Origin of the sequence: Corallococcus sp. Z5C101001 (assembly GCF_007352635.1) — a bacterium.
GTDB classification, from domain to species: Bacteria; Myxococcota; Myxococcia; order Myxococcales; family Myxococcaceae; genus Corallococcus; species Corallococcus silvisoli.
Genome location: NZ_VKLU01000001.1, coordinates 210731 through 233646, shown reverse-complemented (window position 1 = coordinate 233646; position 22916 = coordinate 210731). Strand labels below are relative to the sequence as shown.

General features: G+C 71.5%; 21 protein-coding genes. 7 read left to right on the top strand and 14 right to left on the bottom strand.

Translation table 11 applies throughout. The features are described from left to right. Nucleotides 1-60: 60 nt before the first annotated feature. Nucleotides 61-2358, top strand: a complete 2298-nt coding sequence (locus FOF48_RS00965) for a hypothetical protein (protein WP_186001714.1) — start codon at nucleotides 61-63, stop codon at nucleotides 2356-2358. Nucleotides 2359-2377: 19 nt separating this feature from the next. On the opposite strand, the gene FOF48_RS00960 is transcribed toward FOF48_RS00965, so the two are convergent. The 3 genes from FOF48_RS00960 to FOF48_RS00950 all read right to left on the bottom strand — a co-directional run bounded on the left by FOF48_RS00960 (nucleotide 2378) and on the right by FOF48_RS00950 (nucleotide 6236). Next, on the bottom strand, nucleotides 2378-4549 hold the full coding sequence (locus FOF48_RS00960; RefSeq protein WP_143897821.1) for a bifunctional alpha,alpha-trehalose-phosphate synthase (UDP-forming)/trehalose-phosphatase: 2172 nt from the start codon (nucleotides 4547-4549) through the stop codon (nucleotides 2378-2380). A 13-nt stretch (nucleotides 4550-4562) separates the two neighbouring features. Continuing rightward, a complete protein-coding gene (locus FOF48_RS00955; protein WP_143897820.1) occupies nucleotides 4563-5705 on the bottom strand; it encodes a hypothetical protein in 1143 nt (380 codons plus the stop codon). Nucleotides 5706-5771: 66 nt separating this feature from the next. Further along, complete coding sequence (locus FOF48_RS00950; RefSeq protein WP_143897818.1) at nucleotides 5772-6236, bottom strand: rhodanese-like domain-containing protein; 465 nt, start codon at nucleotides 6234-6236, stop codon at nucleotides 5772-5774. A gap of 273 nt (nucleotides 6237-6509) precedes the next feature. Between FOF48_RS00950 and FOF48_RS00945 the strand changes: the two genes are divergently transcribed. Further along, complete coding sequence (locus tag FOF48_RS00945) at nucleotides 6510-6941, top strand: cupin domain-containing protein (RefSeq protein WP_161663671.1); 432 nt, start codon at nucleotides 6510-6512, stop codon at nucleotides 6939-6941. 72 nt (nucleotides 6942-7013) lie between these two features. Here FOF48_RS00945 and FOF48_RS00940 read toward each other — a convergent pair whose 3' ends face one another. The 7 genes from FOF48_RS00940 to speD are packed head-to-tail and all read right to left on the bottom strand — an operon-like array spanning nucleotide 7014 to nucleotide 14146. Beyond that, complete coding sequence (locus FOF48_RS00940) at nucleotides 7014-8297, bottom strand: low specificity L-threonine aldolase (protein WP_143897814.1); 1284 nt, start codon at nucleotides 8295-8297, stop codon at nucleotides 7014-7016. A 25-nt stretch (nucleotides 8298-8322) separates the two neighbouring features. Beyond that, nucleotides 8323-9963: an FAD-dependent oxidoreductase gene (locus tag FOF48_RS00935; protein WP_143897812.1), complete on the bottom strand. Its 1641-nt coding sequence runs from the start codon at nucleotides 9961-9963 to the stop codon at nucleotides 8323-8325. Beyond that, nucleotides 9945-11441: a polyamine aminopropyltransferase gene (locus FOF48_RS00930; protein WP_143897810.1), complete on the bottom strand. Its 1497-nt coding sequence runs from the start codon at nucleotides 11439-11441 to the stop codon at nucleotides 9945-9947. Before FOF48_RS00930 ends, FOF48_RS00935 begins: the two co-directional genes overlap by 19 nt. A gap of 13 nt (nucleotides 11442-11454) precedes the next feature. Next, a complete protein-coding gene (locus tag FOF48_RS00925; protein ID WP_014393984.1) occupies nucleotides 11455-11682 on the bottom strand; it encodes a DUF350 domain-containing protein in 228 nt (75 codons plus the stop codon). After that, on the bottom strand, nucleotides 11682-11843 hold the full coding sequence (locus FOF48_RS36230; RefSeq protein ID WP_186001712.1) for a hypothetical protein: 162 nt from the start codon (nucleotides 11841-11843) through the stop codon (nucleotides 11682-11684). Before FOF48_RS36230 ends, FOF48_RS00925 begins: the two co-directional genes overlap by 1 nt. A gap of 39 nt (nucleotides 11844-11882) precedes the next feature. Continuing rightward, a complete protein-coding gene (locus FOF48_RS00920; protein WP_143897808.1) occupies nucleotides 11883-13799 on the bottom strand; it encodes a DUF4178 domain-containing protein in 1917 nt (638 codons plus the stop codon). Beyond that, nucleotides 13796-14146 (bottom strand): adenosylmethionine decarboxylase, encoded by a 351-nt coding sequence (speD, locus tag FOF48_RS00915; RefSeq protein WP_143897806.1) that lies wholly within the window; start codon nucleotides 14144-14146, stop codon nucleotides 13796-13798. The genes FOF48_RS00920 and speD overlap by 4 nt, the downstream gene beginning before the upstream one ends. Nucleotides 14147-14221: 75 nt before the next feature. Here speD and FOF48_RS00910 point away from each other — a divergent pair, with 75 nt between their 5' ends. Genes FOF48_RS00910 through FOF48_RS00900 form a run of 3 tightly spaced genes read left to right on the top strand, consistent with a single transcriptional unit; the run spans nucleotide 14222 to nucleotide 16100 of the window. Next, nucleotides 14222-14932 carry a peptidylprolyl isomerase gene (locus tag FOF48_RS00910; RefSeq protein WP_235685277.1) on the top strand — a complete coding sequence of 237 codons (711 nt, stop codon included), beginning with the start codon at nucleotides 14222-14224 and terminating at the stop codon, nucleotides 14930-14932. Next, the gene (locus FOF48_RS00905) at nucleotides 14929-15663 is read left to right on the top strand and encodes an alpha/beta hydrolase (protein ID WP_143897804.1); all 735 of its coding nucleotides are present in this window, start codon (nucleotides 14929-14931) and stop codon (nucleotides 15661-15663) included. The genes FOF48_RS00910 and FOF48_RS00905 overlap by 4 nt, the downstream gene beginning before the upstream one ends. 20 nt (nucleotides 15664-15683) lie before the next feature. Then, nucleotides 15684-16100: a secondary thiamine-phosphate synthase enzyme YjbQ gene (locus FOF48_RS00900; RefSeq protein ID WP_143897802.1), complete on the top strand. Its 417-nt coding sequence runs from the start codon at nucleotides 15684-15686 to the stop codon at nucleotides 16098-16100. 4 nt (nucleotides 16101-16104) lie between these two features. On the opposite strand, the gene FOF48_RS00895 is transcribed toward FOF48_RS00900, so the two are convergent. From FOF48_RS00895 to FOF48_RS00880, 4 genes are all read right to left on the bottom strand, one after another. After that, nucleotides 16105-17862: a L,D-transpeptidase family protein gene (locus FOF48_RS00895; protein WP_255441788.1), complete on the bottom strand. Its 1758-nt coding sequence runs from the start codon at nucleotides 17860-17862 to the stop codon at nucleotides 16105-16107. 306 nt (nucleotides 17863-18168) lie between these two features. Next, complete coding sequence (locus FOF48_RS00890) at nucleotides 18169-19530, bottom strand: sigma-54 dependent transcriptional regulator (RefSeq protein WP_143897800.1); 1362 nt, start codon at nucleotides 19528-19530, stop codon at nucleotides 18169-18171. Then, entirely contained in the window at nucleotides 19527-20960 is a 1434-nt protein-coding gene (locus FOF48_RS00885) for an ATP-binding protein (RefSeq protein WP_143897798.1), read from the bottom strand. The genes FOF48_RS00890 and FOF48_RS00885 overlap by 4 nt, the downstream gene beginning before the upstream one ends. A gap of 66 nt (nucleotides 20961-21026) precedes the next feature. Next, nucleotides 21027-21488: a hypothetical protein gene (locus tag FOF48_RS00880; RefSeq protein WP_143897796.1), complete on the bottom strand. Its 462-nt coding sequence runs from the start codon at nucleotides 21486-21488 to the stop codon at nucleotides 21027-21029. A 336-nt stretch (nucleotides 21489-21824) separates the two neighbouring features. Between FOF48_RS00880 and FOF48_RS00875 the strand changes: the two genes are divergently transcribed. Continuing rightward, nucleotides 21825-22073 carry a hypothetical protein gene (locus tag FOF48_RS00875; protein WP_143897795.1) on the top strand — a complete coding sequence of 83 codons (249 nt, stop codon included), beginning with the start codon at nucleotides 21825-21827 and terminating at the stop codon, nucleotides 22071-22073. Between the two features lie 248 nt (nucleotides 22074-22321). Next, complete coding sequence (locus tag FOF48_RS00870) at nucleotides 22322-22906, top strand: GAF domain-containing protein (RefSeq protein ID WP_143897793.1); 585 nt, start codon at nucleotides 22322-22324, stop codon at nucleotides 22904-22906. Nucleotides 22907-22916: the final 10 nt, after the last annotated feature.

The window sequence follows — 22916 nt, the reverse complement described above, 5'->3', positions numbered from 1 at the left end:
GGGCACTGCTTCGCACGGAGGGCTTGACCCGGACGCGGCCCTCCGTGCTTAAGCATTCGCATGCACCCTGCACGCGCGCTCGTCCTTGGCTGCCTGCTGGTGGCGGGGACCGCCGCCGCCGCTCCCGTCGTCCAGCTCCCCGAAGGGGGACGGGCGGTGGAGGTCATCCCCAAGGGCGTGCTGTGCGGCCCCGTGCGGGGCGGCTGGGTGCTGGGGCCGGAGGGCCGCACGCTCAAGCCGCCCACGCGCGCGGACGACGCCAGCCGCACCCTGGAGCTGAAGGTCGCGGACGACGAGGCCGGGTGCGCCACCGCCACCGAGACCCTCGTGGTGGTGGCCACCGGCCCCTTCCCGCGCATCGACGGCGCCTCCACCACCTTCTTCCCGGATGACGGGCGGCTGGAGCTGAAGGGCACGGGCCTGAAGAACGTGTCCATCGCCTGGTCCGGGGTGCCCAGGGGGCCGGAGCCGCAGCGCGAGTCCATGGACGGCCAGGACATGTGCCTGGAACCCAACAGCCCCACCGAGTGCGCCGTCCCGGTGACGCCGGGCCTGCCCACGGACGCGACGCTGTCGTGGATACCTCCGTTCGGCCGCAGGGGCGCGAACGTGACGACGTACGACGCCAACGGGCGCTTCCTGGACGACGAGGCCTTCCGCCTGCGCCCGGGCCGCACCGTGCTCACCCGGCCCCTCATCCAGTCCTCCGGCGTGGACCTGTCCAAGGGCCCCGGCTACGTGGCGGTGACGCACTCGGAGGCCATCGCCTCCGTGGACTGCGGCAACGCGCGGTGCGAGGTGACGGACGGCGCGGTGTCCATCCGCAACGTGCCGGGGCTCAACCCCACCGTGGCGCTGCGGCTGCGGCTGGTGCCGCGCGTGTTCTTCGCCCGGGGCGACGCGCTGGACACCTCCGTGGCGGAGACGCTGCCCGTGCTCGCCTGCCCGCTCGCGGCGGTGGAGGGCACGGCGCTGCGCGACGCGGAGGACTCCGCGCTGGTGATGCGCCTGGACGCCGCGTGCGCGCACGACCCGCGCGCCCTGCTCTGGACGGTGAACGGCGCGCGCGTGCGCGTGGAGCGCGTGGTGAAGGCCCCGGACGGCACCTACGTGCTGCTGCGCACCAGCGGCACCTCCGAGCAGCAGGTGACCGTCACGGCCATCACGTCGCGCGTGGACGGCACGGTGGTGGCGTCGGAGACGGCGGACACGAAGCCCGTGCCGGACCCGCGCGCGACGCTGGAATTGCCCGGCCACGGCACCATCGACTTCGTGCCCACCAACCGCCCGGCGGAGGTGACGGTGGCCTCCAACGGCGGCCTGGGCCGCTTCGTGCTGCGCCCGCTGGGAGGCGCCTACACGGTGACGACGCGGGAGTCCGTGACCCTCATCCAGGGCGAGGCCACCGCGGGCGGCTTCGTGTCGCTGCGCTTCGCCTACCGGCTGCCCACGCTGCCGGGAGAGCTGGCCACGGCGGACCTCTTCCTCACCAGCGAGCGCGTGCAGCGCGCGGTGCGCGAGGCGAGCGTGCCCACCAACGTGGAGAGCCTGGTGGAGTTCATCTGCGCGAACAAGGACGGCGTGGACGAAACGCTCACGCCCAGCCGCCCGCACCGGGTGGCCTACGCCATGCGCAACACCTGCCGCGTCATCATCCACCGCGAGCGCCTCACGCCGGAGGAGGGCAATCAGGAGATCACCCTGCGCATCGACGTGACGAAGTCCGACGGCACCAACCGCTCGGAGAGCCACGTGGAGCAGCGCCTGTTCCTGCGCCCCAAGGGGGAGATGCGCGTCATCCCCGTGCAGGGCAACCTGGGCCAGTACGACCGCATCCTCGTGCAGGTGGCGCACGTCGCGGACGAGTCCCGCTACGCCCTGTCCACGGTGGACCGCACCGGCCTGCCCTCCGCGCAGTGGACCGCCATCGTGCGCGGCGGCATGTTCCGCCTCTACACCATGGCCACCATCCCCGCGGGCCTCTACCGCGCGACGCAGCCCTCAGGGCAGCTGGCCGTCAACTTCGGCGTGCTGTCGCGCCTGGCGCTGCTCAACAACGAGGGCCAGGAGCGCCTCCTGGGCATCGAGCTGGGCTTGATGGGCATGGGGCTGGTGCCGCAGTCCGGGGACATCCAGTTCCCGCCCACGCTCGCGGCCGTGCTGGGCCTGGGCCTGCGCGTGCCCATCGGTCCGGGCGCGGCGGTGGGCGCGCAGGCGTGGATCGCCCGCGAGTTCCGGGGCGACATCACCCGGCGCACCAACGGCGACCCCACCACCGACGTCGTGGTGCCCTCCAGCAAGTGGTCCTTCATCTTCGGGCCCAGCATCTCCGTGGGCAACGTGGGCTTCAACCTCTGAAGCCCCCTGAGCCCGCGCGCTACTTCCCGAGCAGCCCCTTCAGCATCCGCCGCACCTCCGGGGGCCCGTCCACGCGGTAGGCCGCGCGCGTGTGCTTGTTGCCCGCGTGCACGGTGAGGCCGCCCTGGGGCACCGCCGCGAAGAGGTCCTCGTCGGTGACGTCGTCGCCCACGGCCAGCACGCGCACGTCCGGCGACTCCTGGCGCAGCACCTCCGCCACGACGCGGCCCTTGTTGACGCCCTTGGGCCGCACCTCCACCACGCGGTCCCCGGGCAGGATGTGCATGGGCTCCTGGGCGAACTTCTCGAAGAGCAGCAGGCGCAGCTCGCGCGCCTGGAGCGCGCCGAACTCGGCGTCCACGCGGCGGTAGTGCCACGCGAGCGACGCCGTCTTCTCCTCCACGAACGAGCCGGTGATCCGCGCCGCGAACGTGTCCAGCACGGGCCGCACCTTCGGCTTCCATTCGAAGGACACGCCCGGCAGCGCCTGCCACGGCTGGCCCCGCCGCGTGCGCGACCACAGGCCGTGCTCCGCGTGCAGGCCCAGGGGCAGCTCGCCGAACCACGCCTCCAGCGTCTCGCGCGGGCGGCCGCTCACCAGGTGCACGGACAGGTCCGGCCGGGCGCACAGCTCCTTGAGCAGCGTCATCAGCTCCGCGTCCGGCGAGGCCAGCTCCGGCGTGGGGGCGAAGCCCACGAGCGTGCCGTCGTAGTCCAGGAACAGCACCTTGCGCCCGGGCCCCTTCAGCTTGTCCAGGGCGAGCATGCCGTCGGGCAGCGGCGGCTTCTCCGCCACGGAGGGCAGCCCCTGGAGCCGGTCCAGGAAGGTGCCCACCCACCAGTGCACGTCGCGCGTCTTCACGCCCGTGCGCAGGTGGCGCATGCGCTCCTGGCGCTCTGGCCTGGGCATCTCCAGCGCCTGTTCGATGGCGTCCGCCATGCCCTCGACGTCGTAGGGGTTCACCAGCAGCGCGTCGCGCATCTCCGCCGCCGCGCCCGCGAACTCGCTGAGCACGAGCACGCCGTCCTCGTCCGGGCGGGCCGCGCAGAACTCCTTGGCCACCAGGTTCATGCCGTCGCGCACGGGCGTCACCAGCATCACGTCCGCGCCCCGGTAGAGGCTCACCAGCTGCTTCTCGTTGAGCGACCGGTAGAGGTAGTGCACGGGCGTGCTGTGCACGGTGCCGTAGAGGCCGTTGATGCGGCCCACCAGCTCGTCCACCGTCTCCCGGTACTCCGCGTAGGCCTGCACCTGCGTGCGGCTGGGGACGGCCACCTGGATGAAGCGCAGGCGCCCGCGCAGGGCCGGGGAGCGCTCCAGCACCCGCTGCACCGCGAGCAGGCGCCGGGGGATGCCCTTGGTGTAGTCCAGCCGGTCGATGCCCACGAGCAACCGCTCGTCGTGGGCGCGCTCGTGCAGCACCTTCACCTCGTCCAGCACCGCGGGCTCGCGCGCCAGCGTCTCGAAGGCGGCGGCGTCGATGCCCATGGGGAAGGCGCCCACGCGCACCTCGCGCCCCTGGAAGAGGACGCGGTCGATGTCCGTGTCCAGCCCCAGGTGCCGCAGCAGCGTGCCGGAGAAGTGCCGCACGTAGCTCACCGCGTGGAAGCCGATGAGGTCCGCGCCCAGCAGGCCCTTGAGCAGCTCCCCGCGCCGGGGCAGCGTGCTGAAGATCTCCGACGAGGGGAACGGGATGTGGTGGAAGTAGCCGATGCGCGCGTGGGGCAGGCGCTGGCGCAGCAGCCCGGGCACCAGCATGAGCTGGTAGTCGTGCACCCAGATGGTGTCGCCTGGCTGGTAGTGCTTCGCGGCCAGGTCGGCGAAGCGCTCGTTCGCCTTGCGGTACGCGTCCCAGTCCCGGTCCTGCCTGGGGACGCGGTCCAGCATGTAGTGGCACAGCGGCCAGAGCACGCGGTTGGAGTAGCCCTCGTAGAAGCGGCTGACCTCGCTGGCGGACAGGTACAGCGGCACGCACCGCAGGTCCGCCAGCTGCTGCTCCACCTGGGCGCGCTGGGGGTCCGTCAGCCGGGAGACATCTCCCGGCCAGCCAATCCACATGCCTCCGGAGCGCTCGTGCGGACGGCTGAGCCCGGTCGCGAGCCCCCCCGCGCTCCGCACCACGGAGACCACATCCTTCTCCGCCTTGACGGTGACGGGAAGACGGTTCGAGACGAGCAGGAGTCGAGCCATAGACCCACTAGCTCTATTCACCTCCGCCGCGGATGGCTACCACTGTGTGTGCCTGGCTGCCGGTTGTCGGACCCTGCGCCGCCCGCGTCCAGCCCAGCCTGTTCAGCAGCGCGGGCTCCCGCCCGGCCTTCCACACGAACGCATCCAGCACGTAGTGCGTGGCCTGCGGAAGCGCCAGCAGCGGCACCACGAGCGCCAGCATGTCGGCCTCCAGGATGGGGCCCATGTCGCCGAACAACGCCGGGCGCTCATGCCACACCAGCGCGTCCCACAGCCCCTCCTCCAGCAGCGCCAGCATCCCGAGGAACAGCAGGAAGCCGGGCAGCCCCGCGCGCAGGAGCACGCCCATCCCGCCGAAGCCGCCCTCCGCGTGGCGCCCGCGCGCGTAGCGGAACAAGAGCGCGAAGTACGGCACGCCGTGCAGCACCACGTTCATCACCGTGAAGGCGAAGTCATCCCGCGCGAGCACGATGCCGCCGAACCACGCCACCCACGTCGCCACCACCAGCAGCACCTTGCCGGCCTGCACGCCGTCGCCGCGCGCGACGCGCAGCCCCTGATGGGCCGCCCACAGCGCCAGCACCGCCGCGTGCGCGCCCAGCGCCACGGTGCCCGCCCACGCGGGCAGCCCGGCGAGGAAGTCGTTCTCCACGAACCACCAGAAGGCGCGGGGCAGGTGCGCGTGCCACCAGACGACGGGGCCCAGCGTCGCGGCGTAGATGGCCGCCGCGTCCAGGCGCCGCTCGAAGGGGGACGCGCGCGCCTTCCGGTCGTAGAGCGCGACCCAGCCATACTGCTGGCGGATGAAGTGGAACAGCGCCACGTAGGCGAACACGCTCCAGAACGCGCCAGGAGACACCCCGTACGCGAAGACGCCCACCGCGTACGCGGCGAGCGGCGCCCCCACGTAGAGGCCCGGCCGGCGCGACACCTCCTCGCCGTCCAGGTACGTGCGGAACAGCGTGGACCAGACGTGCGCCACGTCCACGCCCACCACGAACAAGAGCCACGCCCACCCGGGCGTGTCTCCCGCCGCCCCCAGCCACGGCGCGGCCAGCACGAACGCGACGGACACGAGCGCGCTGCCGGCGAACACGGAGAGGTCCACGCCAGGGCCGAACAGCCAGGCCTGCGCGGGCGAGAGGAGGCGGGGCATCGAGGCGCGGAGCCTACCAGCCCCCCGCGCCCCACGGTCCCCCTCTCCCACGCCGGGCGGCCCCGCCTAGATTTCACCCCGCATGCCGAACACCGGCACGCCCTGGGGCAGCGTGCCCTCCGTGGGCGCGCCCTCCTTCACCCAGTACTCGATGCCGCCCAGCAGCTCCTTCACGCGGAAGCCGAGCGCCGCGAAGCGCACCGCCGCCTTCGTCGCGCCGTTGCAGCCCGGGCCCCAGCAATACACGACGACCACGTCGTCCTTCGACAGCGCCGCGGTGCTCTCCGCGCTGACCTGCCGCCCGGGGATGTGGAGCGCGCCGGGGATGTGGCGCCGCGCGTAGGCCTCCGCCGAGCGCACGTCCACCACCACGAAGCCCTTGCGCCCCCGCTCCAGGTCCAGGCGCAGGTCGGCGGCGTCCGTCTCCACCGACAGCTTCGCCTGGAAGTGCTCCCGCGCCGCCTCCGGTGTCGCGGCGGGTGTTTCAAGAACAAACGAGAAGTGAGACTCGGACGTGCTCGCGGTGCGCATGGCGAACTCCAGCCCCCGGGCCTGCGACAGGGGCGGTGAGAGACGCCTTCCTATGCGGCTTTCCACGGGGGTCCGCAACCACCGGGCGCTTTCTGTCTGATCAGAAAATGCGACCCGGACCACCCCCACTGAACAGTCGCCATGGAATCTTCCTGAGCCAAAGCCATGCGTCAAACAGGACAACCTGGCAAGTGAGACAAAGTTGCAAGGATTTCCGTATTGAGCGTTATCATGGACAACGACACACACGCAGGGCCGACCGTGGAGGATGTCATGTCCGGAATGACGATGATGGATGGCCTGGTTCACACCGCGGACCTCGAGTGGAAGCCGCTCGGTCCTGGGACCTCCTACCGCCTGCTTCGGGTGAGCGCGGAGACGGGCGTGTGGAGCGCCATCCTGAAGATGGAGAAGGGCGCCGTCTTCGCGCCGCACAAGCACCTGGGCCCGGCGGAGATCTACATCCTCTCCGGCTCGACGCAGGACCGCCTGGGCATCACCCGCGCGGGGGACTACGAGTACGAGCCGGTGGGCGCCGAGCACCCCGCCACCACGGCGCTGGAGGAGTCGCTCATCCACTTCACGGCGCACGGCCCCATCGGGTTCCACGACGACAAGGGCCGCATCGTGATGCTGCTGGACTCGGAGTTCTTCCTGAAGGCGCAGCAGCAGGAGCCGGAGTACAGCTTCAAGAAGGCGGCCTGACGCACGCCGTCTCTGTTTCAACCGCCCGGTGTCTGACATTGACCCCGGGCGTCAAGGCGGGTGGCCCGCCGCTCAGGCCGCCTCCAGCAGGCGCAGGAAGGCGCGGGCGGCGTCGGCGTCGCTGATGCGGGCGAGCCCCTCTCCCACTTGAAGCTCCGTGGACACGACGCCGGGCACGCGCGTCTGTCCGAAGCCTCCCGCCACCCAGACGCGGTCCTCGCGCGCGATGCGGTCGCGCTGCCGGTTGTACGTCGCGGGGCTCCCGCGCAGGAACACGTGGAACATGTTCGTCTGCACGGGCTGCGGCAGCACGGTGACGCGGGGGTCCGCCGCCAACAGCTCGGTGATGGCCTTCGCGCGCTTCACGTAGCCGGGGATGGCGGCCAGCGCCGCGTCCAGGCGCATGGCGGCGGAGGCCACCAGGGGGGCCAGGTGGAACAGGTTGCCGCCGTGCCGGTGGCGCCACACGCGCGACTCGCGGATGAAGTCGCGGCTGCCCACCAGCATCGCGCCGCCAATGCCGCCCACCATCTTGTAGAAGGACACGTAGACGGAGTCGAAGCCCTTGCAGATGTCCGCGTAGGAGCGGCCGTAGAAGGGCTGGCTCTCCCAGAGCCGCGCGCCGTCCATGTGCAGCTTCACCTTCCTCTCGCGGCAGGTGCGCTTGAGCTCGTTGAGCTGCTCCCACGTCTGGAGCTGCCCGCCCAGCCAGCGCACCGGCAGCTCCACGCTGACGGTGCCCAGCGCGTCGGGAGCGCGGGCCACGTCCTCCGCCAGCAGCGGGCGCGTCCACGGGCCCAGGTACACCGCGCGCAGCTGGTGCAGCACCGCGTAGCTGTCGTCCTCGTGCAACACGTGGTGCGACGACGGGTGCACGCCCACCGTGCGCACGCCGCTCGCGTCCGCGTAGATGCGCAGCGCGATGAGCTGGGCCATGGTGCCCGTGGGCATGAAGCACGCGTCCTCGAAGCCGAGCAGGTCCGCGACCTTCTTCTCGAACGCCTGAACGAAGTCGCCGTTGCCGTAGCCGTCGCTGACCAGGTGCTGACGCTGCATCCACTCGCCGATGCGGACGTACTCCGCGCCGTCGTCGGACGTGGAGCTGATGGGCAGTGACGCGATGCAGCCCTGGCGCAGCTGCTCGTACTCCTCCTGCGAGCCCGGCTTGGGCGCCGCCACGCCTCCGTCCGCCGCGGCCACCGCGGGCACACCGGCGAGCCCCGGCGACTTGACGGTGCGCAGGGACGGCGTGCCGCCGTCCGGGGCGGCCCCGGCGCGTCCCGGGAACAGGGTGGAGCCCGCGAGCAGGCTGGTGAGCGCGAGGAACTCCGACCGGCTGAAGCGACTGTCCTTCATGTGCCCTGCCCTCCCGGTGTGACGGCTACAGCCAACTGGTGCTCTTGAGTCCCATTCCCGACAGGGCCCGCTCCGCGGCGCGCACCCCGAACCAGTTGGCCTCCTCGAAGAGGGCCATGCCGCCCAGGTCCGTGTGCGCGAAGTGCAGGTGCCGGCCCAGGCTCTCCTGCGCGGCGCGGCGCGCCTCCCCCCAAAGGAAGCCCGGCTGGGGCCGCACCATGGCGTGGCCCCAGCGCTGCACCTCCAGCCGCTGCGCGAGCGCGCCCACCCCGGGGTGCGCCGGCAGGAGGTCCGCCATCACCAGCGCCTCCCAGTCCGCATACGTGGCGGAGAGCGCCTGATTGCGCTCCGCCTTCACATCCCCCCCCGCCATGGGCAGGTACCAGGTGAGCACCGTGGGGCCGCGCGCGTCCTGGCGCAGCGACTGGTGCGTGGCCACCACGTAGCCCAGGCTCCGGCTCTCATAGAAGACGTTGTCCCAGGCCAGCGGGAAGCCCCGCGACACCGGCGGCCCGGACAGCGTGAGGTTCGCCACCACCCACGGGCTGTACGCGAAGGCGTCCATCCACTCCGGACGGGCCTCGCGCCAGGGCGCCACCACGTGCGCGGCGACGAAGCGCGGGCACGCCAGCACCACCTGCCGCGCCTGGAAGGCCCTTGGCGCCCCGGTGCGCGCATCCAGCGCGTGCACCCGGCAGCCGGCCTCCCCGGGCTCCACGGTGTGCACCAGGACCTGGGTCTCCAGCTGGCGCGGCCCCAGCGACGCGGCCAGCTGCTTCACCAGCCGGCCGTTGCCCTCGGGCCAGGACAGGAAGCCGTCGCCGCGCTCCCCCGTGCCGTTCTGCCGGGCGGCGAAGTACCAGATGCCCGCCCAGGCGGAGACGTGCTCCGCGGTGGTGCCGTAGTCGTCGCGGCACGCGTAGTCCACGAACCACTTGAGCCTGGGCGAGCGGAAGCCCTCCGCCTCCAGCCACCGCGCCATGCTCAGCGCGTCCAGCGCGGTCCACTCCGCGTCGTCGCTGGAGAGCGCCACCGGCACGGCGAACGCCTTGCGCCCCTTCGCGTCGCGCGCGGCGGCGAAGGCGTTCATCCGCGCGTCGAAGCGCTCCAGCTCCGCCAGGTCCTCCGCGCTCGCGCCCACGCGCAGGTACAGCCCCTCGTACCAGTGGCCCCGGAAGAAGACGCGCTCGTCGGGCTCCTGGATGAGCAGCTCCTCCGCGAACGACGGGCGGCCCTCCGCGTCCACGCCGGTGACGGCGTCCATCTCCCGCAGCAGGCGCATCACCGGCCCCCGGTCCTCCAGGGGCGAGGGCAGGTAGTGCGCGCCCCACGGGAACGCGGACACGCCGTTGCGGCCGGAGCGCGACGTGCCCCCGGCCTCCGCCTCCAGCTCCACCACGCGCACGTCCCGGACCCCCGCGGCGGACAGGCGCCACGCGGCGGACAGCCCGGCCGCGCCCGCGCCGACAATCAGCACGTCCACCGGCTCCACGGCCTCCGCGCGCGGCAGCGGCCCGCCCCGCAGCTTGTGGCCGGTGTCCACCGCCCGGTCCACGATGGCGCCCGGCACCGGCGCGCGAGGGCCCTGCCGCGCACAGGCGCTCGCCACGGAGGCGCCCAGGAACGCGGCCACCAGCTCGCGCCGCGTCAGTTCCACCGGCGCCATTCCTCTTCGTAGTAATGCACCAGCACCTGGTTGTTCAGCCGGTTCACCTCCGCCGGCAGGGGCGACATGTCCGGGGAGAAGCGGGTGAGCCCCTCCAGCGTGTCCTCGTCCAGGAACGCCAGCCCCTCCGGCAGCGGGCGGTGGCGGCCGGGCTGCTCCTGCGCCACCAGCACGTAGCCCCACTCCCCGAAGGACGGCACCAGCGCGTGGTACGGCTGCGTCCAGAAGCCCGCGGCCTTGAGCGTGGTCTCCACGCACCAGAACGAGCGCCGCGCGAACAGGGGGCTGGTGCTCTGGATGACCGCCACCCCGCCCGGCGCCAGGCGCTTCTTGAGGATCTTGTAGAAGCCCGTCGTGTACAGCTTCCCCAGCGCGAAGTTGTTGGGGTCCGGGAAGTCCACCACCACCACGTCCCAGGTGTTCGCGCCCTCCGCCAGGAACTGCATCGCGTCCGTGTTGATGACGCGCATCTTGGGGTGCGTCATCGAGTGGTGGTTGAGCGCCGCCAGCTCCTTGTAGCCCGTGGCGAGCCCGGTGATGGCGGGGTCCAGGTCCACCAGCGTGACGCTCTTCACATCCGGATACTTCAGCACCTCGCGCGCCGCGAGCCCGTCCCCGCCGCCCAGGATGAGCACGTGCTCCACCTTCTGGGCGCGCACCATGGCCGGGTGCACCAGGGACTCGTGGTAGCGGTACTCGTCGATGCTGGCGAACTGGAGGTTGCCGTTGAGGAACAGCGAGAAGCCCCGCTTGCCGCGCGTGACGATGATGCGCTGGTAGGGCGAGCTGGTGGCGTGCACCACCTCGTCCGCGTAGAGCTGGTCCTCGTAGAAGGTGGTGAGCCGGTCCCCCAGCGCGAAGCACACGAGCAGCCCCACGCACAGCGCCACGGCCTTGATGCGCAGGCGCACGGGGTTGGCCAGCACGGGGGCCAAGAGCCACGTGCTCCACAGCCCCACGCCCGCGTTGAGCAGGCCGAAGAGCAGCGACGTGCGCACCAGCCCCAGCTTCGGCACCAGCAGGAGCGGGAAGGCCACGCTCGCGGCGAGCGCGCCCAGGTAGTCGAACGTCAGCACCTGGCTGACCAGGTCCTTGAACTTGAGCTGGTCCTGCAGGATGCGCAGCAGGAGGGGAATCTCCAGCCCCACCAGCGTGCCAATGGCCAGCACGCTGCCGTACAGCACGACGGGGAACACGCTGGTGAGCGTGAAGGTGAGGAACAGCATCGGCGCGCACAGGCCGCCGACGAGCGCCACCGCCAGCTCCACCTCCACGAAGCGCTGGGCCACGCCGCGCTCCACGAAGCGCGACAGGTAGCTGCCAATGCCCATGGCGAACAGGTAGCCGCCAATGACGGTGGAGAACTGGGTGATGCTGTCCCCCAGCAGGTAGCTGGCGAGCGTCCCGACGATGAGCTCGTAGATGAGCCCACACGTCGCGATGACGAGGACGGTGAGGAAGAGCAGCGTCTTGTTCAAAGCGTCACGTGTTTCAGCCGCTGATGGCCGCCGCGATGATGATGGCCAGGCCCAGGATGAAGGAGCCGATGACGATGCCCAGCGCGGTGTTCTGGTCGACCTCGATCTCCTTGTGCACGTCGTACGGGAGGATGAGGCGGATGACGTAGAAGCCGGCCACGAACACCACCAGGCCGATGAGCGAATAGATGACGCTCGCGAGCACTCCCTGCAGCGTGACCACCACTCCAAGCAACAGCATCACTTGCCTCCCATGAATCCACCGGTCCACAGCAGCACACCGCCGGGACCGCGCCGCACGTCCCCGGTCACCCGCCCGCGCTCCTCGTCACTGAACGGAGCCCAGCCGGTATAGGTGGCCCACGCGTACGCCAGCAGCACGAGCCCGCCAAGGTACTTCATCGTCCACCTCCCACCGCGCTTCCCACGCGGGCCTCCGCGCTACAGGTTGCTTTCCTTCCAGCGCTCGGTCTCGAAGCTGTTGGCGCCGAGGAACGACAGCACCGGCAGCACCAGCAGCAGCCCCAGCGCGATGATGAACCAGCTCTCGTTGGGCGTGTCGTGCGTGAGCACCACCCGGTAGTCGATGGGCGCCGCCCCGGACGCCGCCTTGAGCCCCAGGCTCGCGTCGAACGACGTGGTGGTGCGCAGCACGTACCGGCCCTGGGGCAGCGACGACAGGAACACGCTGCCCTGCTGGCCGCCCTCGCTCCAGGAGCCGTCGCTGTCGCTCCCGTGGTAGTAGCTGACCTCCTCGTAGAAGCTCACCACGTCCTGGGTGTCCTGGTTGATGAGGTCGCCCTGCACGCCCACCCAGGAGTTGTCGAGCGCATGGCCCATGGTCACCTGGGCCCGCACGTTGCCCTTCCGGGTGAGCTCGAAGGGCTCGCTGAAGTGCATGGCGCTGGGGGTGCCCGACGCCGCGTTCTTGTCCAGCCGCACCGTCAGGTCCAGGACCTGGGCGTTCAGCGCCCGCGCGTGCAGGAACGCCGACAGGGCGAACAGGCCCAAGAGCCACCCCAGCGACCAGAGGATGTTCTGCTTCATCGCCGCGCGGCGCGTGTTGGGCTGGCTGGGCGCGATGCCCCGGGGCGGAGGCAGCGGCGCCTTCAGCCCGAACGCCTCGCGCACCCGCGCTGGCGGCAGGTACTCGCCGTGCGTGTACGTCACCTCGTTGTCGGTGGCGTCCTCGTTCACGGAGTACGGCGGCGCGACGTACTCCGTGGCGCGCGCCTTCTCTCCCTGGAACACCTTCCAGTAGAACTCGCCCACCACCGCGTCGGTGACGGCGGTGACGGACTGGAAGGCCTTGTAGCGGCGGCCCTGGTAGTGCGCGGACACCTGCGGCACGACGTTCGCGTCACCGGCCGCCATGGGCTTCAGGAACACCCAGTGGCCGTTGGACTCCATCAGCCACGTGAAGCCGCGCGCCGGGTGGTAGAGCAGGTACTCCATCCACGGGTAGCGCGTGCCCTCCACCACGCACGAACGCTCCTGGTAGCCGATGCAGATCCACTCCGCCCCATCGAGCGTGCCCTTCTGCCCCAGGCCGATGGCCGCCGGCAGCTCCGGCTTCTGGAGCAGCCGGATGAAGGACAGCTTGCCCTCGGCCACGTTCATCAGCGCGCCGCAGTACGGGCACGCCACGCGCAGCGTCTGGTCCGGCGCGCGCAGCTCCAGCGGGCCGTTGCAGTTCGTGCAGCGCGCCTGCTGCAACTGCGCCTTGCGCACACGCGGGCGCAGCTCCCCGGGCGGGATGCCCAGCTGCGTCAGCTCCAGCTTCTGCCCCAGGAAGACCTCGGGGTCGCGGTCGCGCGTACCGAAGTCCAGCGTGACGAACAGGCCGCGGGGGCCGGTGGCGTCCACGTAATGGCTGTCCGCCTCTGGATCCACGTCGCTGGGGAGCTGGCCCTCCGCGGCGACGACGCGCCCGTGGCCGCGCTCCTCCACCACCAGCGGGCGGTTGCGCAGGCGCAGGCGCTCGCCGGGGTGCAGGTCCTCCAGCCGGATGCCCTCCTCCACCCCGCCGGTGAAGAGCAGGTGGAAGGCGCCCTCGGACTCGCTGAGCCAGCCGGTGCGGTCGTCGGACAGCTCCACGTACCACTCGTCCCACGGGCCGGCGCCGTGGTCCTTCTGGAGGTGGCCGACGATTTGATACGCCGTGCCGTTGACGCGGCCCTCCAGCCCCAGGCGCAAGGGCGAGTCCGTCTCCACGACGCGGGACACCTTGCCGTGGGCCTCCAGCTCCGCGCCCACGCGCGCCACCATCGTCTGACAGTGGCCGCACACCACGACCTGGGCTGAACCCGCGCTGAACTCCACGCTCGCGCCACACGACGGACACGCCCCCTGCGTCACGCCTCCACCCCTCTCGACAGTTCGCGCACGCGGCAGGACGTGGCGCCCAGGTGCCGGGCCGCCAGCGCGGCGAAGTCCGGGCGCGCGCGGGTGCGGCAGCAATAGACGTTGAGCGCGGCGAAGCCGTGCTCGGGGAAGGTGTGGAGGGTCAGGTGGCTTTCAGCCAGGAGCGCCAGGCCGGTGATGCCGCCGGGCTCCGGGAAGACGTGCCACTGGGGCTGGCCCACGACCTTCAGGTCCATCAGGACGATCAGCTCCTCGAAGAGGGCCGCGAGCACGGCCGCGTCCTTGAGCCGCTCCGGCGCGCAGCCGCTCGCGTCAACCAGCCATTCCTGTCCGGTTGTCACAGGCGAAACCTCCGGGGATGGACGCTCTCTTTAACACGCTGGAGCCCGGTCGAAAGCCGCTAGGATGCGCGCCCCATGCGCACCCGATTCCTGACCGCTGGATTCCTCTGCCTCGCCCTGACCGCGTGCTCCAAGGACAAGGAGCCCGAGGGGGCGAAGTCGCCTTCCCAGAACACGCCCGCGAACACCGCGGCCCCCCGCACGCTGAGCCTCCAGACGGACGCGGCCGCCGCGACGGGCTTCCAGAAGAAGGCGCTGGAGGGCCAGGACCTCTGGGCCACGATGGAGACGAACCAGGGCACCGTCGTGCTCAAGCTCTTCTCCAAGGACGCGCCCAAGACGGTGGCGAACTTCGTGGGGCTCGCGTCCGGCGAGCAGCCGTGGCTCAACCCCCGCACGCGCGCGCGCGAGGAGGGCAAGCCGCTCTACGACGGCGTCATCTTCCACCGCGTCATCCCCGACTTCATGATCCAGGGCGGCGACCCCACGGGCACCGGCCGGGGCGACCCGGGCTACCGCTTCGGGGACGAGTTCCAGAGCAACCGGGACTTCGACAAGAAGGGCCTGCTGGCCATGGCCAACGCGGGCCCGGGCACCAACGGCAGCCAGTTCTTCATCACCACGTCCACCCCGCAGTTCCTCAAGGGCCGGCACACCATCTTCGGTGAGGTGGTGAAGGGCTACGACGTGGTGGAGAAGATCGCCAACACGCCGCGCAACCGCCAGGACAAGCCGGACACGGACATGGTCATCCAGCACATCACCATCAGCGACGCGCAGCCGTGAGCCTCCGTCCGCGCCACGTGCGCACGAAGCTGGGAGAGCTGAACTGCCACGTGGTGGACGCGCTCCCCGAGGGCGCGAAGCCAGCGCTGGCGGTGGTGTTGAGCCACGGCTTCGGCGCACCCGGCTCGGACCTGGTGGCGCTGGCGCCGGAGCTGATGAACGCCGCGCCCCGGCTCGCGGAGGCCGTGCGCTTCGTCTTCCCGGAAGCGCCCCTGACCCTGGAGCACCTGGGCATGGCCGGCGGCCGCGCGTGGTTCGAGATCCCCATGGCCATCCTGATGGGCCAGCAGCGCGACTGGGAGCAGTACTCCCTGGCCGTGCCGCCGGGGATGCCCGCCGCCCGCCGGGCGTTGATGAGCACGGTGGCCGCGCTCCAGCTGCCCTTCCAGCGCATCGTGCTGGGCGGCTTCAGCCAGGGCGCGATGATGTCCACGGACGTGGCGCTGCGGCTGGAGGAGTCCCCCGCGGGGCTGTGCCTGTTGTCGGGGGCGCAGGTCGCCGGCGAGGAGTGGAAGGCGAAGGCCCACGCCCGGCCGTCCCTGCCGGTGTTCCAGGGGCATGGCCGCCAGGACGCCGTGCTCCCGTACGCGGAAGGCGAGCGGCTGCGCGGCCTGCTGACCGGGGCGGGGATGCCGGTGGAGTTCCTACCTTTCGATGGCGGGCACACCATCATCACCGAGGAGCTGGAGCAGCTGGCGGCGTTCCTCGTGAAGCGACTGGACGAGCGCTGACCCGCAGAACGGAGGTCCGCGTGTATCAAGCGAAGGAGCTGACGGTGTCCACGCGGGGCCGGGGGCTCGTGGACATCACCGGCGAGGTGCAGTGGGCGGTGAAGAGCACCGGCATCCACGAGGGCCTGTGCACGCTGTTCCTGCACCACACCAGCGCGTCGCTGATCATCGGTGAGAACGCGGACCCCGTCGTCCAGCGCGACCTGGAGGCGTTCTTCTCCCGGCTGGTGAAGGACGGGGACCCGCTCTTCCAGCACGACGCGGAGGGCCCGGACGACATGCCAGCGCACGTGCGCGCGGTGCTCACGCAGGTGTCCCTCACCGTGCCGGTGAAGGACGGCGAGGCGGACCTGGGCACGTGGCAGGCCGTCTACCTCTGGGAGCACCGCACGTCGCCGCACCGCCGCCGCGTCACCGTGTCCGTGATGGGCGGCTGAAGCGCTACAGGTCGCGGACGGTGGCGACGACGGCCGCGCCGCCGCGGCGCTTCCGGGGCTGCTCCCGGGCCTGTCCCCGGATGCGCACCCAGGTGCCCGGGTCGTCCGGCATCGCGTGGGCCATGGACCAACCGGTGGGCACGTCGGGCGTCGTCCACGCGTAGAGGGTGCGCGCGTCCTTCGGGGCCAGGTTGATGCAGCCGTGGCTCACGGGCTCGCCGAAGCGGTCGTGCCAGTAGGCGGTGTGCAGGGCGAAGTCGCCCTCGAAGAACATCGTCCACGGGACGGTGGCCACGCGGTAGCTGGCGCTGCCCATGCGGCCGGTCATGTCCGCCTCCGCGAACTTCACCCAGACGCGGAACAGGCCCTCGGGGGTGTCGGTGCCGGGTTTGCCGGAGGAGATGAGCGTGGCGTAGACGGGGCGGTCGCCCTCGTAGGCGATGAGCACCTGGGCCTCCAGGTCCACGTCCAGCCACCGCGCGCCGGGCTCCACGATGGACGGCGCCGCCAGCGACCACGCGACATGCAGGTCGTCGCGCGCCACCCAGTGGTCCTCCGCGATGCGCACCCACTGGCCATCCGGGGACAGCTCCCGCACGGAGACGACCGTGCGGGGAGGGAGCACCGTCTGCCGCTCACCGCGCGGCTCCGGGGCGCGGCGCACCACCACGTCCGAGCGGGGCGCGGCGCGCGACTGCGCCCACGCGAAGGGCATGGGCAGCGCCGCGAGCGCCTCCGCGTCCAGGCCGCTGAAGTCGGAGGGGCGGTGCTCGCGCAGCACGCGCGCCTCGAAGTACTGGCCCTCCGAGGTGCGCCAGAACGTGCGGCGGCCCACCTTCACCTGCCCCAGGAGCTTCACGGTGACGGAGCCCTTGAGCAGCACGCCCTGCCGCCGCTTCCGGGCGAGCGCGAGGCTGGGGTAGGCGCGCACGCGGCGGCCCACCACGCGCGCGTAGATGCCGGGCGTGAGCGCGCCCTCGTCCACGCGGGGCAGCGTGCGCACGCGAGGCTCGCGGAAGTTCTGCTCCAGGTAGCGCTCGCAGACCCAGCCCCGGGGCTCCAACTGCACCCAGGTGTCGCAGTCCGGGCCGCGCATCGCGCCCTTCCACCGCACGCGCATGTCCTGGGCCACCGTGCCCAACGACGGCGAGTCCTGCCGGGGCTCCGAGCGCACCGCGATGGAGCGGCGCACCCGCAGCGACCCCGCGTCCGGTGCGTAGGGGATGGCGAAGGGCTCCAGGCCCGCGTCCGCGACGTCGGACGGTGACTCGGCGACGGCGCCCTCGTCGTCATCGGTCCCCGCGCCGGACATCGGATCCACGGCGGGGGGCGGCCCGTTCACGCCCGAGCCGGGGCGCGGCTCCAGGGTGGGCGGCGCGGAGCCGGTCGTGTCGGCGATGGCCTCCGGTGAAGCGGGCTCCGGAGCGGAGTCCTCCGCGTCGATCACCGGCTCACCATCGGGCCCCAGCTCCAGCACGGGGACCTCGGACTCGGTGATGACCTGCGGCTCCTCTTCGCCCGGCAGCGCTTCGGTGCTCGAGCCGGGAAACGAGGCCCGCGACAACGAAGGCTCCAGCGACAACGCGAGCGCGCTGCCCGCGCCCGCGTCCTCCGACGGATCCACCAGCCCCACCAGCGCCGAAGCCGTGGCGTGCGGCACGCCGCCGTCATCCGACGGCGCGGGGGCGGTGGCCTGCCACGCGGAGCGCAGCGCCTGCGCGGACTCCGTGGGAGGTGGCTCGGCTTCGGGAGCGGAGGTCACGGCTGCCGGCTCCGCCTCGGGCACCGCGCCCCCCGCATCCGCTGCCGCGAGGGGAACGGGAGGCTCCACCGGAGCGCACGCGAAGAACATCAGGGGAAGTCCGAGGAGGAACCAGCGGCGCATACAGGCCGCAACGCTACGGGTCCGCGCTGACATCCTCAACGTCGGCCCAGGTGCGATCTCCTGCGCGGCGGACCGCGTGGGTGGGCAGGGCTTGCGCTCCGAACGGCGATTGCCGCGAGCGGCGGAAAGCGTCGCCCCCCACCGCCGAATCCCGCCGTGCGGCGGTGTCCCGGACGGGGCGGATCAGCTCCGGCCTTCCGCGGGCGGAATGGCTTCGGGCTGCTCGGGGGCTTCCAGCAACTTGTAGAGCGTCTTGCGGTCCACGCCCAGCAGGCGCGCCGCTTCGCTCTTGTTGCCGCCCACATGCTGGAGCACGTGCGCCGCGTACCGCCGCGACAGCTCCGCGAGGCTCGGCAGGTCTCCCGCGAGTCCGGTGAGCCGCTTGGGCGCGTCACCAATGGGCTCCGGGAAGTCCGGCGGGCCCAGCACGCCCGTGACGTTCAGCGCGAGCGCCCGCGCCATCACGTTCTCCAGCTGCCGCACGTTGCCCGGCCAGTCGTACACCGTGAGCCGCGCCATCGCGTCCGCTGTCACCACCGGCCTCACGCCGCCTCGCGCGTGCAGCGCGGCGAAGTGCTCCACCAGCGCCGGGATGTCCTCACGCCGCTCGCGCAGGGGCGGCAGGTGCAGGTGCACCACGTCCAACCGGTACAGCAGGTCCTCGCGGAACAGCCCTTCCGTCACCCGGGCCTTCAGGTCCTTGTTCGTCGCCGCCAGCACGCGCACGTCGACCTTCACGGGGACGCTCTCGCCCACGCGGCGGATCTCCCCCTCCTGGAGCACGCGCAGCAGCTGCGACTGGACCTTCATCCCCACGTCGCCAATCTCATCCAGGAAGAGCGTGCCGCCGCTGGCCTCCTCGAACAGGCCGCGCCGCGCGCCCGAGGCCCCCGTGAAGCTGCCCTTCGCGTGGCCGAACAGCTCGCTCTCCATCAGCGATTCGGTGATGGCCCCGCAGTCGATGGGGATGAACGGCCCGCTCGAGCGCGCCGAGCGCTTGTGCAGCGCCCGCGCCACCATCTCCTTGCCCGTGCCCGTCTCACCGGTGATGAGCACCGGCACGTTGCTGGTGGCCGCGCGCGCCACCTGCTTGTAGACCTCCAGCAGCGCCTGGCTGCGGCCCACGAGCGACGTGCGCTCCACCTGCTTGCGCAGCGTGCGGTTCTCCTCCACCAGCCGCTTCTGCTCGAGCGCCCGCTTCGCCACCCGCATGATGGCGTCCACGTCGAACGGCTTGGACAGGTAGTCGAAGGCGCCCTGCTGGATGCTGTCCAGCGCGCCCTCGATGTTGCCGAACGCCGTGACGACGATGACGGGCGTGTCCGGCAGGTTCGACTTCACCGTCTGGAGCACCTTCAGGCCGTCGCCCGGGTCGGGCATCGCCATGTCCGTGAGCACCAGGTCGAAGGGCTGCTCGCCCATGCGCTCCGCCGCGCCCTTGGGATCCGCCGCCTGCGTCACCGGACCCAGCACGCCCAGCAGGCGTTGAAGCAGGTCCCGCGCATGCGGGTCATCGTCCACGACGAGGATTCGGGATGAGCTCATGAGGCCTTGCGGATGGAGGAGTCGCCGGACTGCGGCCCGGACTCCACCACATGCGGCGCCTGCGCGCGCGCGACACGTGCGAACCGCACGCGGATCCGCGTCCCCTTGCCCTCCTCCGAGTGCACCGTGAGCGTGCCGCCGTGCGCCTCCACCACGCGCCGGGTGGTGGCCAGCCCCAGGCCGTGCCCCGGAATGCCGCGCACCTCCGCGGCCCGGAAGAACGGCTGGAAGAGCGACGCCTGCGTCGCCGCGCTCATGCCCAGGCCGTTGTCCGTCACCTCCACCACCGCGTCCGCCCCTTCCGTCGCCACCCGCACCTTCACGCGGGGATCCGGCCGCCCGGCCGTGTACTTCACCGCGTTGGACAGCAGGTTGCGCGCCACCACCTGGAGCAGCTGCGCGGGGCAGTCCACCCGGACGCCCGGCTCCAGCTCGCGCTCCAGCGCCACGCCCAGCGCCGACGCCGTCTGGCTCACCTCCAACAGCAGCGTGCTCACCGCCGTGTCCAGCTCCCCCTGCGTCCCGTCGCCCCGAGTGCCCGCGCGGCAGAAGCGCAGCAGCGCTTCAATCAGCTCGCCCATGCGCACCGCGCTGGACTCGCACTGGGAGATCATCTCCAGCGCGCCGGGGTCCTTCACCGCGCCCGAGCGGCGGATGAGCGTCAGGTAGCCCTTGAGCGGGGACAGCGGGCCCATCAGGTCGTGCGCCACGCGGCGGGTGAACGCGTCCAGCTCCTGGTTGTGCCGCCCCAGCTCCTCCAGCTGCCCCTGGATGGTGGCGTCCTGGCGCTTGAGCAGGGACATGATGTGCCAGCCCACCAGCATGGACAGCAGGATGGCCAGCAGCGTGGTGGCCGCGCCCAGGGCCGTGTTGCGCACCCGCAGCGTGCCCAGCCGCCCCACCAGCACGCGCGCGTCGGAGGCGTTCTCCGTGGCCAGCTGTCCCGCCAGCTGGTCCACCTCCGCCGCCATCGGACGGATGCTCTCCACCAGGTGGCGCCGGGCGCGCTCCGCGTCGCGCTGCCGTGAGAACACCGCCACCGCGCGCACCTGATCCGCCAGCGCCTGGCACGCGCCGTTGAAGCGCAGCCAGACCTCCTTCTCCCCCGGCGGCAGGTGGCGCATGTACGCCTCGGAGGCCCGGCGGATGCTGCCCAGGATGTCCTCCATCACCGCGTCCGCTTCCTTGCGCTCGGCGTCGCCGCTGGCGCGCACGTGCGCCTCGATGGCGGACTCCAGCGACATCACGTCCACGCGGATGCGGCCAATGAGGCTCGCGCGCTCCAGGGCCTCCAGCACCAGCGCGTCCACCTGACGCCCCGTGCGCACCTCCGTCAGGAGCATGAAGCCGGTGACGCCCGACAAGAGCATCACCACGAAGAAGAAGCCCGTGCGGTAGCCACGGATCTGTCTCCGCGAGTTCGTCGCCACGGGCACACTCCTTTGGAGAATCCGAAGAGGAAGCAGGCGTCCCTCGTGAGGACGCCCGCGAAAGACCTACGGCACCGGCCGGGTGGCCGCCGGAGAGGACTCGCCCGGCAGGGGAGGCTGGGTGCGCCGGCGCGCGCGCTCCAGCGCGGACTCGTACCACACGTCCGACAGCTCCTCGTGCAGCGCCGCCAGCTCACGCTGCCGCGCCAGCAGCTGCGCGTTGTGCTCCTCCAACGCGTGGCGCTCCGTCTCCAGCCGCGCCAGCTCGTCCGCCGTCGTCGAGCGCGCCTGCTCCGCTTCAGCGCGAGCCTGCTCCGCCTCCGCGCGCTCCTGGGCCAGCTCCTCCAGCGCGGACTCCAGCGCCGCCATCTTCGCCGCCAGCGACTCCGTGCGCTCGCGCTCGGCCTGGTACTCGCGCTGCCACCGCTCCGTCTCCAACACCTGGGCCTGGAGGACTTCGGGCGGAATGGTCGCGGCGCATCCCACTCCCAGCGACGCCATACTCCATGCGACCAGCAGGTGCCGCATACGCCATCTCTCCCGACGCCGGGTCGCGCGACATGCACGACGAGGACGACCGGGCTTCATCCTCCATTCAAGGTCCCGGCGCGTGGCGCTCGGGATGGGAGAACGCGGTGCAGCTTGCAGAAGAGCGTCGTTGCCGTCAAAGCAACGTGCGCCTGCCTGGGGAGCTTGCACCCATCGTTGCAATTACAACTGAGGAGATTCTCCCCAGGGCGAATCCGCTCCCACACCGGGAAACCCTCGAAGTTGCTCAAAACCAGGGCTGGCACGGCGGGTGCTCAAGGGACAGGACAACAACCGATGCAATTCCGCGTCGGCGTGTCGTCCCCGGAGCCAACCATGAAGACCGTCATCGTCGCCGCCCTGTTCGCCGCTTCCGCCGCCTTCGCCAACACCCCGGCCCCGGCCGCCGCCCCCGCCGCGCAGCCCGCTCCCGCCGCCGAGGCGAAGACCGAGGCCGCCGCCCCCGCCCCCGCGGCGCAGGGTGAAGTGAAGGCCGAGACGAAGACCGAGACCAAGGCGGGCAAGAAGGCCGGCAAGAAGGCCGACAAGAAGGCCACCACCCCCGAGACGAAGACCGAGGGCTGATCCCTCTCCACCGGCCGCCCATTTCCAAGGATGGGCAGGACGCGGTGCCCGACAGGGGCTCCCTCTCACGAGGGTGCCCCTGTCGTCGTTTCAACAGTCCGAACCACGCCTCTCTCTGCTTCTCGTGATTTCAGCCAAACCACCATTTGACAGGAACAAAGGAATCCTGCTTAATGTGACTTGCGTGGATGACGGCTCATCCGCGACAGGAAGGGGCGCCCCCCTCCCCCCCTTCAAGCGAGACGGTCATGGTGGAAGCGTTCACGAAGGTGTCCGAAGCGTCGCGGTTGCTGCTGGACAAGGGTCTGTGCCCGGCCACGGGTTCCGAGGCCCTGGGCATGGTGGCCCGCACGCTGAAAGTGGATCGCGCCTGCATCTTCGAGAACCGCACCACGAACCTGGCGGGCCGCTTCCTCACGGACCTGCGCCACGCGTGGGCGGAGCCGGGCGTGGTGTCGCCGCTGGCGCACCCGGTGCTGCGGGCCCTGGCGCTGCGCGACTACGCCATGGCGTGGACGGACATGCTGGAGGCGGGGATGGTGGTGTCCTGCGCCTCCCGTGAAGCGCCGCCGATGATGCGCGAGCTGCTGGAGCGCCAGGGCGTCCAGTCCGTCCTGATGTGCCCCATCGTCCCGGCCAAGCAGTGGTGGGGGTTCGTGGCGTTCGAGGACTGCCGCCAGGCGCGCGTGTGGCGCCCGGAAGAGGTGTCGCTGCTCAAGTCGCTGGCGCGGGCGATTGGCGCGTCGGTGCGGCACGCGAACATGCGCACCTCGCTGTCCCAGGTGCGCACCAACCTCACCAGCGTGCTGCGCCCCGTCGCCGGGGATACCTGAGCCGCACCCC

Coding starts and splice junctions, on each gene's coding strand:
- FOF48_RS00960 (WP_143897821.1), bottom strand. CDS start 4,549: ATGGCTCGACTCCTGCTCGTCTCGAACCGTCTTCCCGTCACCGTCAAG.
- FOF48_RS00950 (WP_143897818.1), bottom strand. CDS start 6,236: ATGCGCACCGCGAGCACGTCCGAGTCTCACTTCTCGTTTGTTCTTGAA.
- FOF48_RS00935 (WP_143897812.1), bottom strand. CDS start 9,963: ATGGCGCCGGTGGAACTGACGCGGCGCGAGCTGGTGGCCGCGTTCCTG.
- FOF48_RS00965 (WP_186001714.1), top strand. CDS start 61: ATGCACCCTGCACGCGCGCTCGTCCTTGGCTGCCTGCTGGTGGCGGGG.
- FOF48_RS00870 (WP_143897793.1), top strand. CDS start 22,322: ATGGTGGAAGCGTTCACGAAGGTGTCCGAAGCGTCGCGGTTGCTGCTG.
- FOF48_RS00910 (WP_235685277.1), top strand. CDS start 14,222: ATGCGCACCCGATTCCTGACCGCTGGATTCCTCTGCCTCGCCCTGACC.
- FOF48_RS00955 (WP_143897820.1), bottom strand. CDS start 5,705: ATGCCCCGCCTCCTCTCGCCCGCGCAGGCCTGGCTGTTCGGCCCTGGC.
- FOF48_RS00880 (WP_143897796.1), bottom strand. CDS start 21,488: ATGCGGCACCTGCTGGTCGCATGGAGTATGGCGTCGCTGGGAGTGGGA.
- FOF48_RS36230 (WP_186001712.1), bottom strand. CDS start 11,843: ATGAAGTACCTTGGCGGGCTCGTGCTGCTGGCGTACGCGTGGGCCACC.
- FOF48_RS00945 (WP_161663671.1), top strand. CDS start 6,510: ATGTCCGGAATGACGATGATGGATGGCCTGGTTCACACCGCGGACCTC.
- FOF48_RS00890 (WP_143897800.1), bottom strand. CDS start 19,530: ATGAGCTCATCCCGAATCCTCGTCGTGGACGATGACCCGCATGCGCGG.
- FOF48_RS00940 (WP_143897814.1), bottom strand. CDS start 8,297: ATGAAGGACAGTCGCTTCAGCCGGTCGGAGTTCCTCGCGCTCACCAGC.
- FOF48_RS00925 (WP_014393984.1), bottom strand. CDS start 11,682: ATGCTGTTGCTTGGAGTGGTGGTCACGCTGCAGGGAGTGCTCGCGAGC.
- FOF48_RS00875 (WP_143897795.1), top strand. CDS start 21,825: ATGAAGACCGTCATCGTCGCCGCCCTGTTCGCCGCTTCCGCCGCCTTC.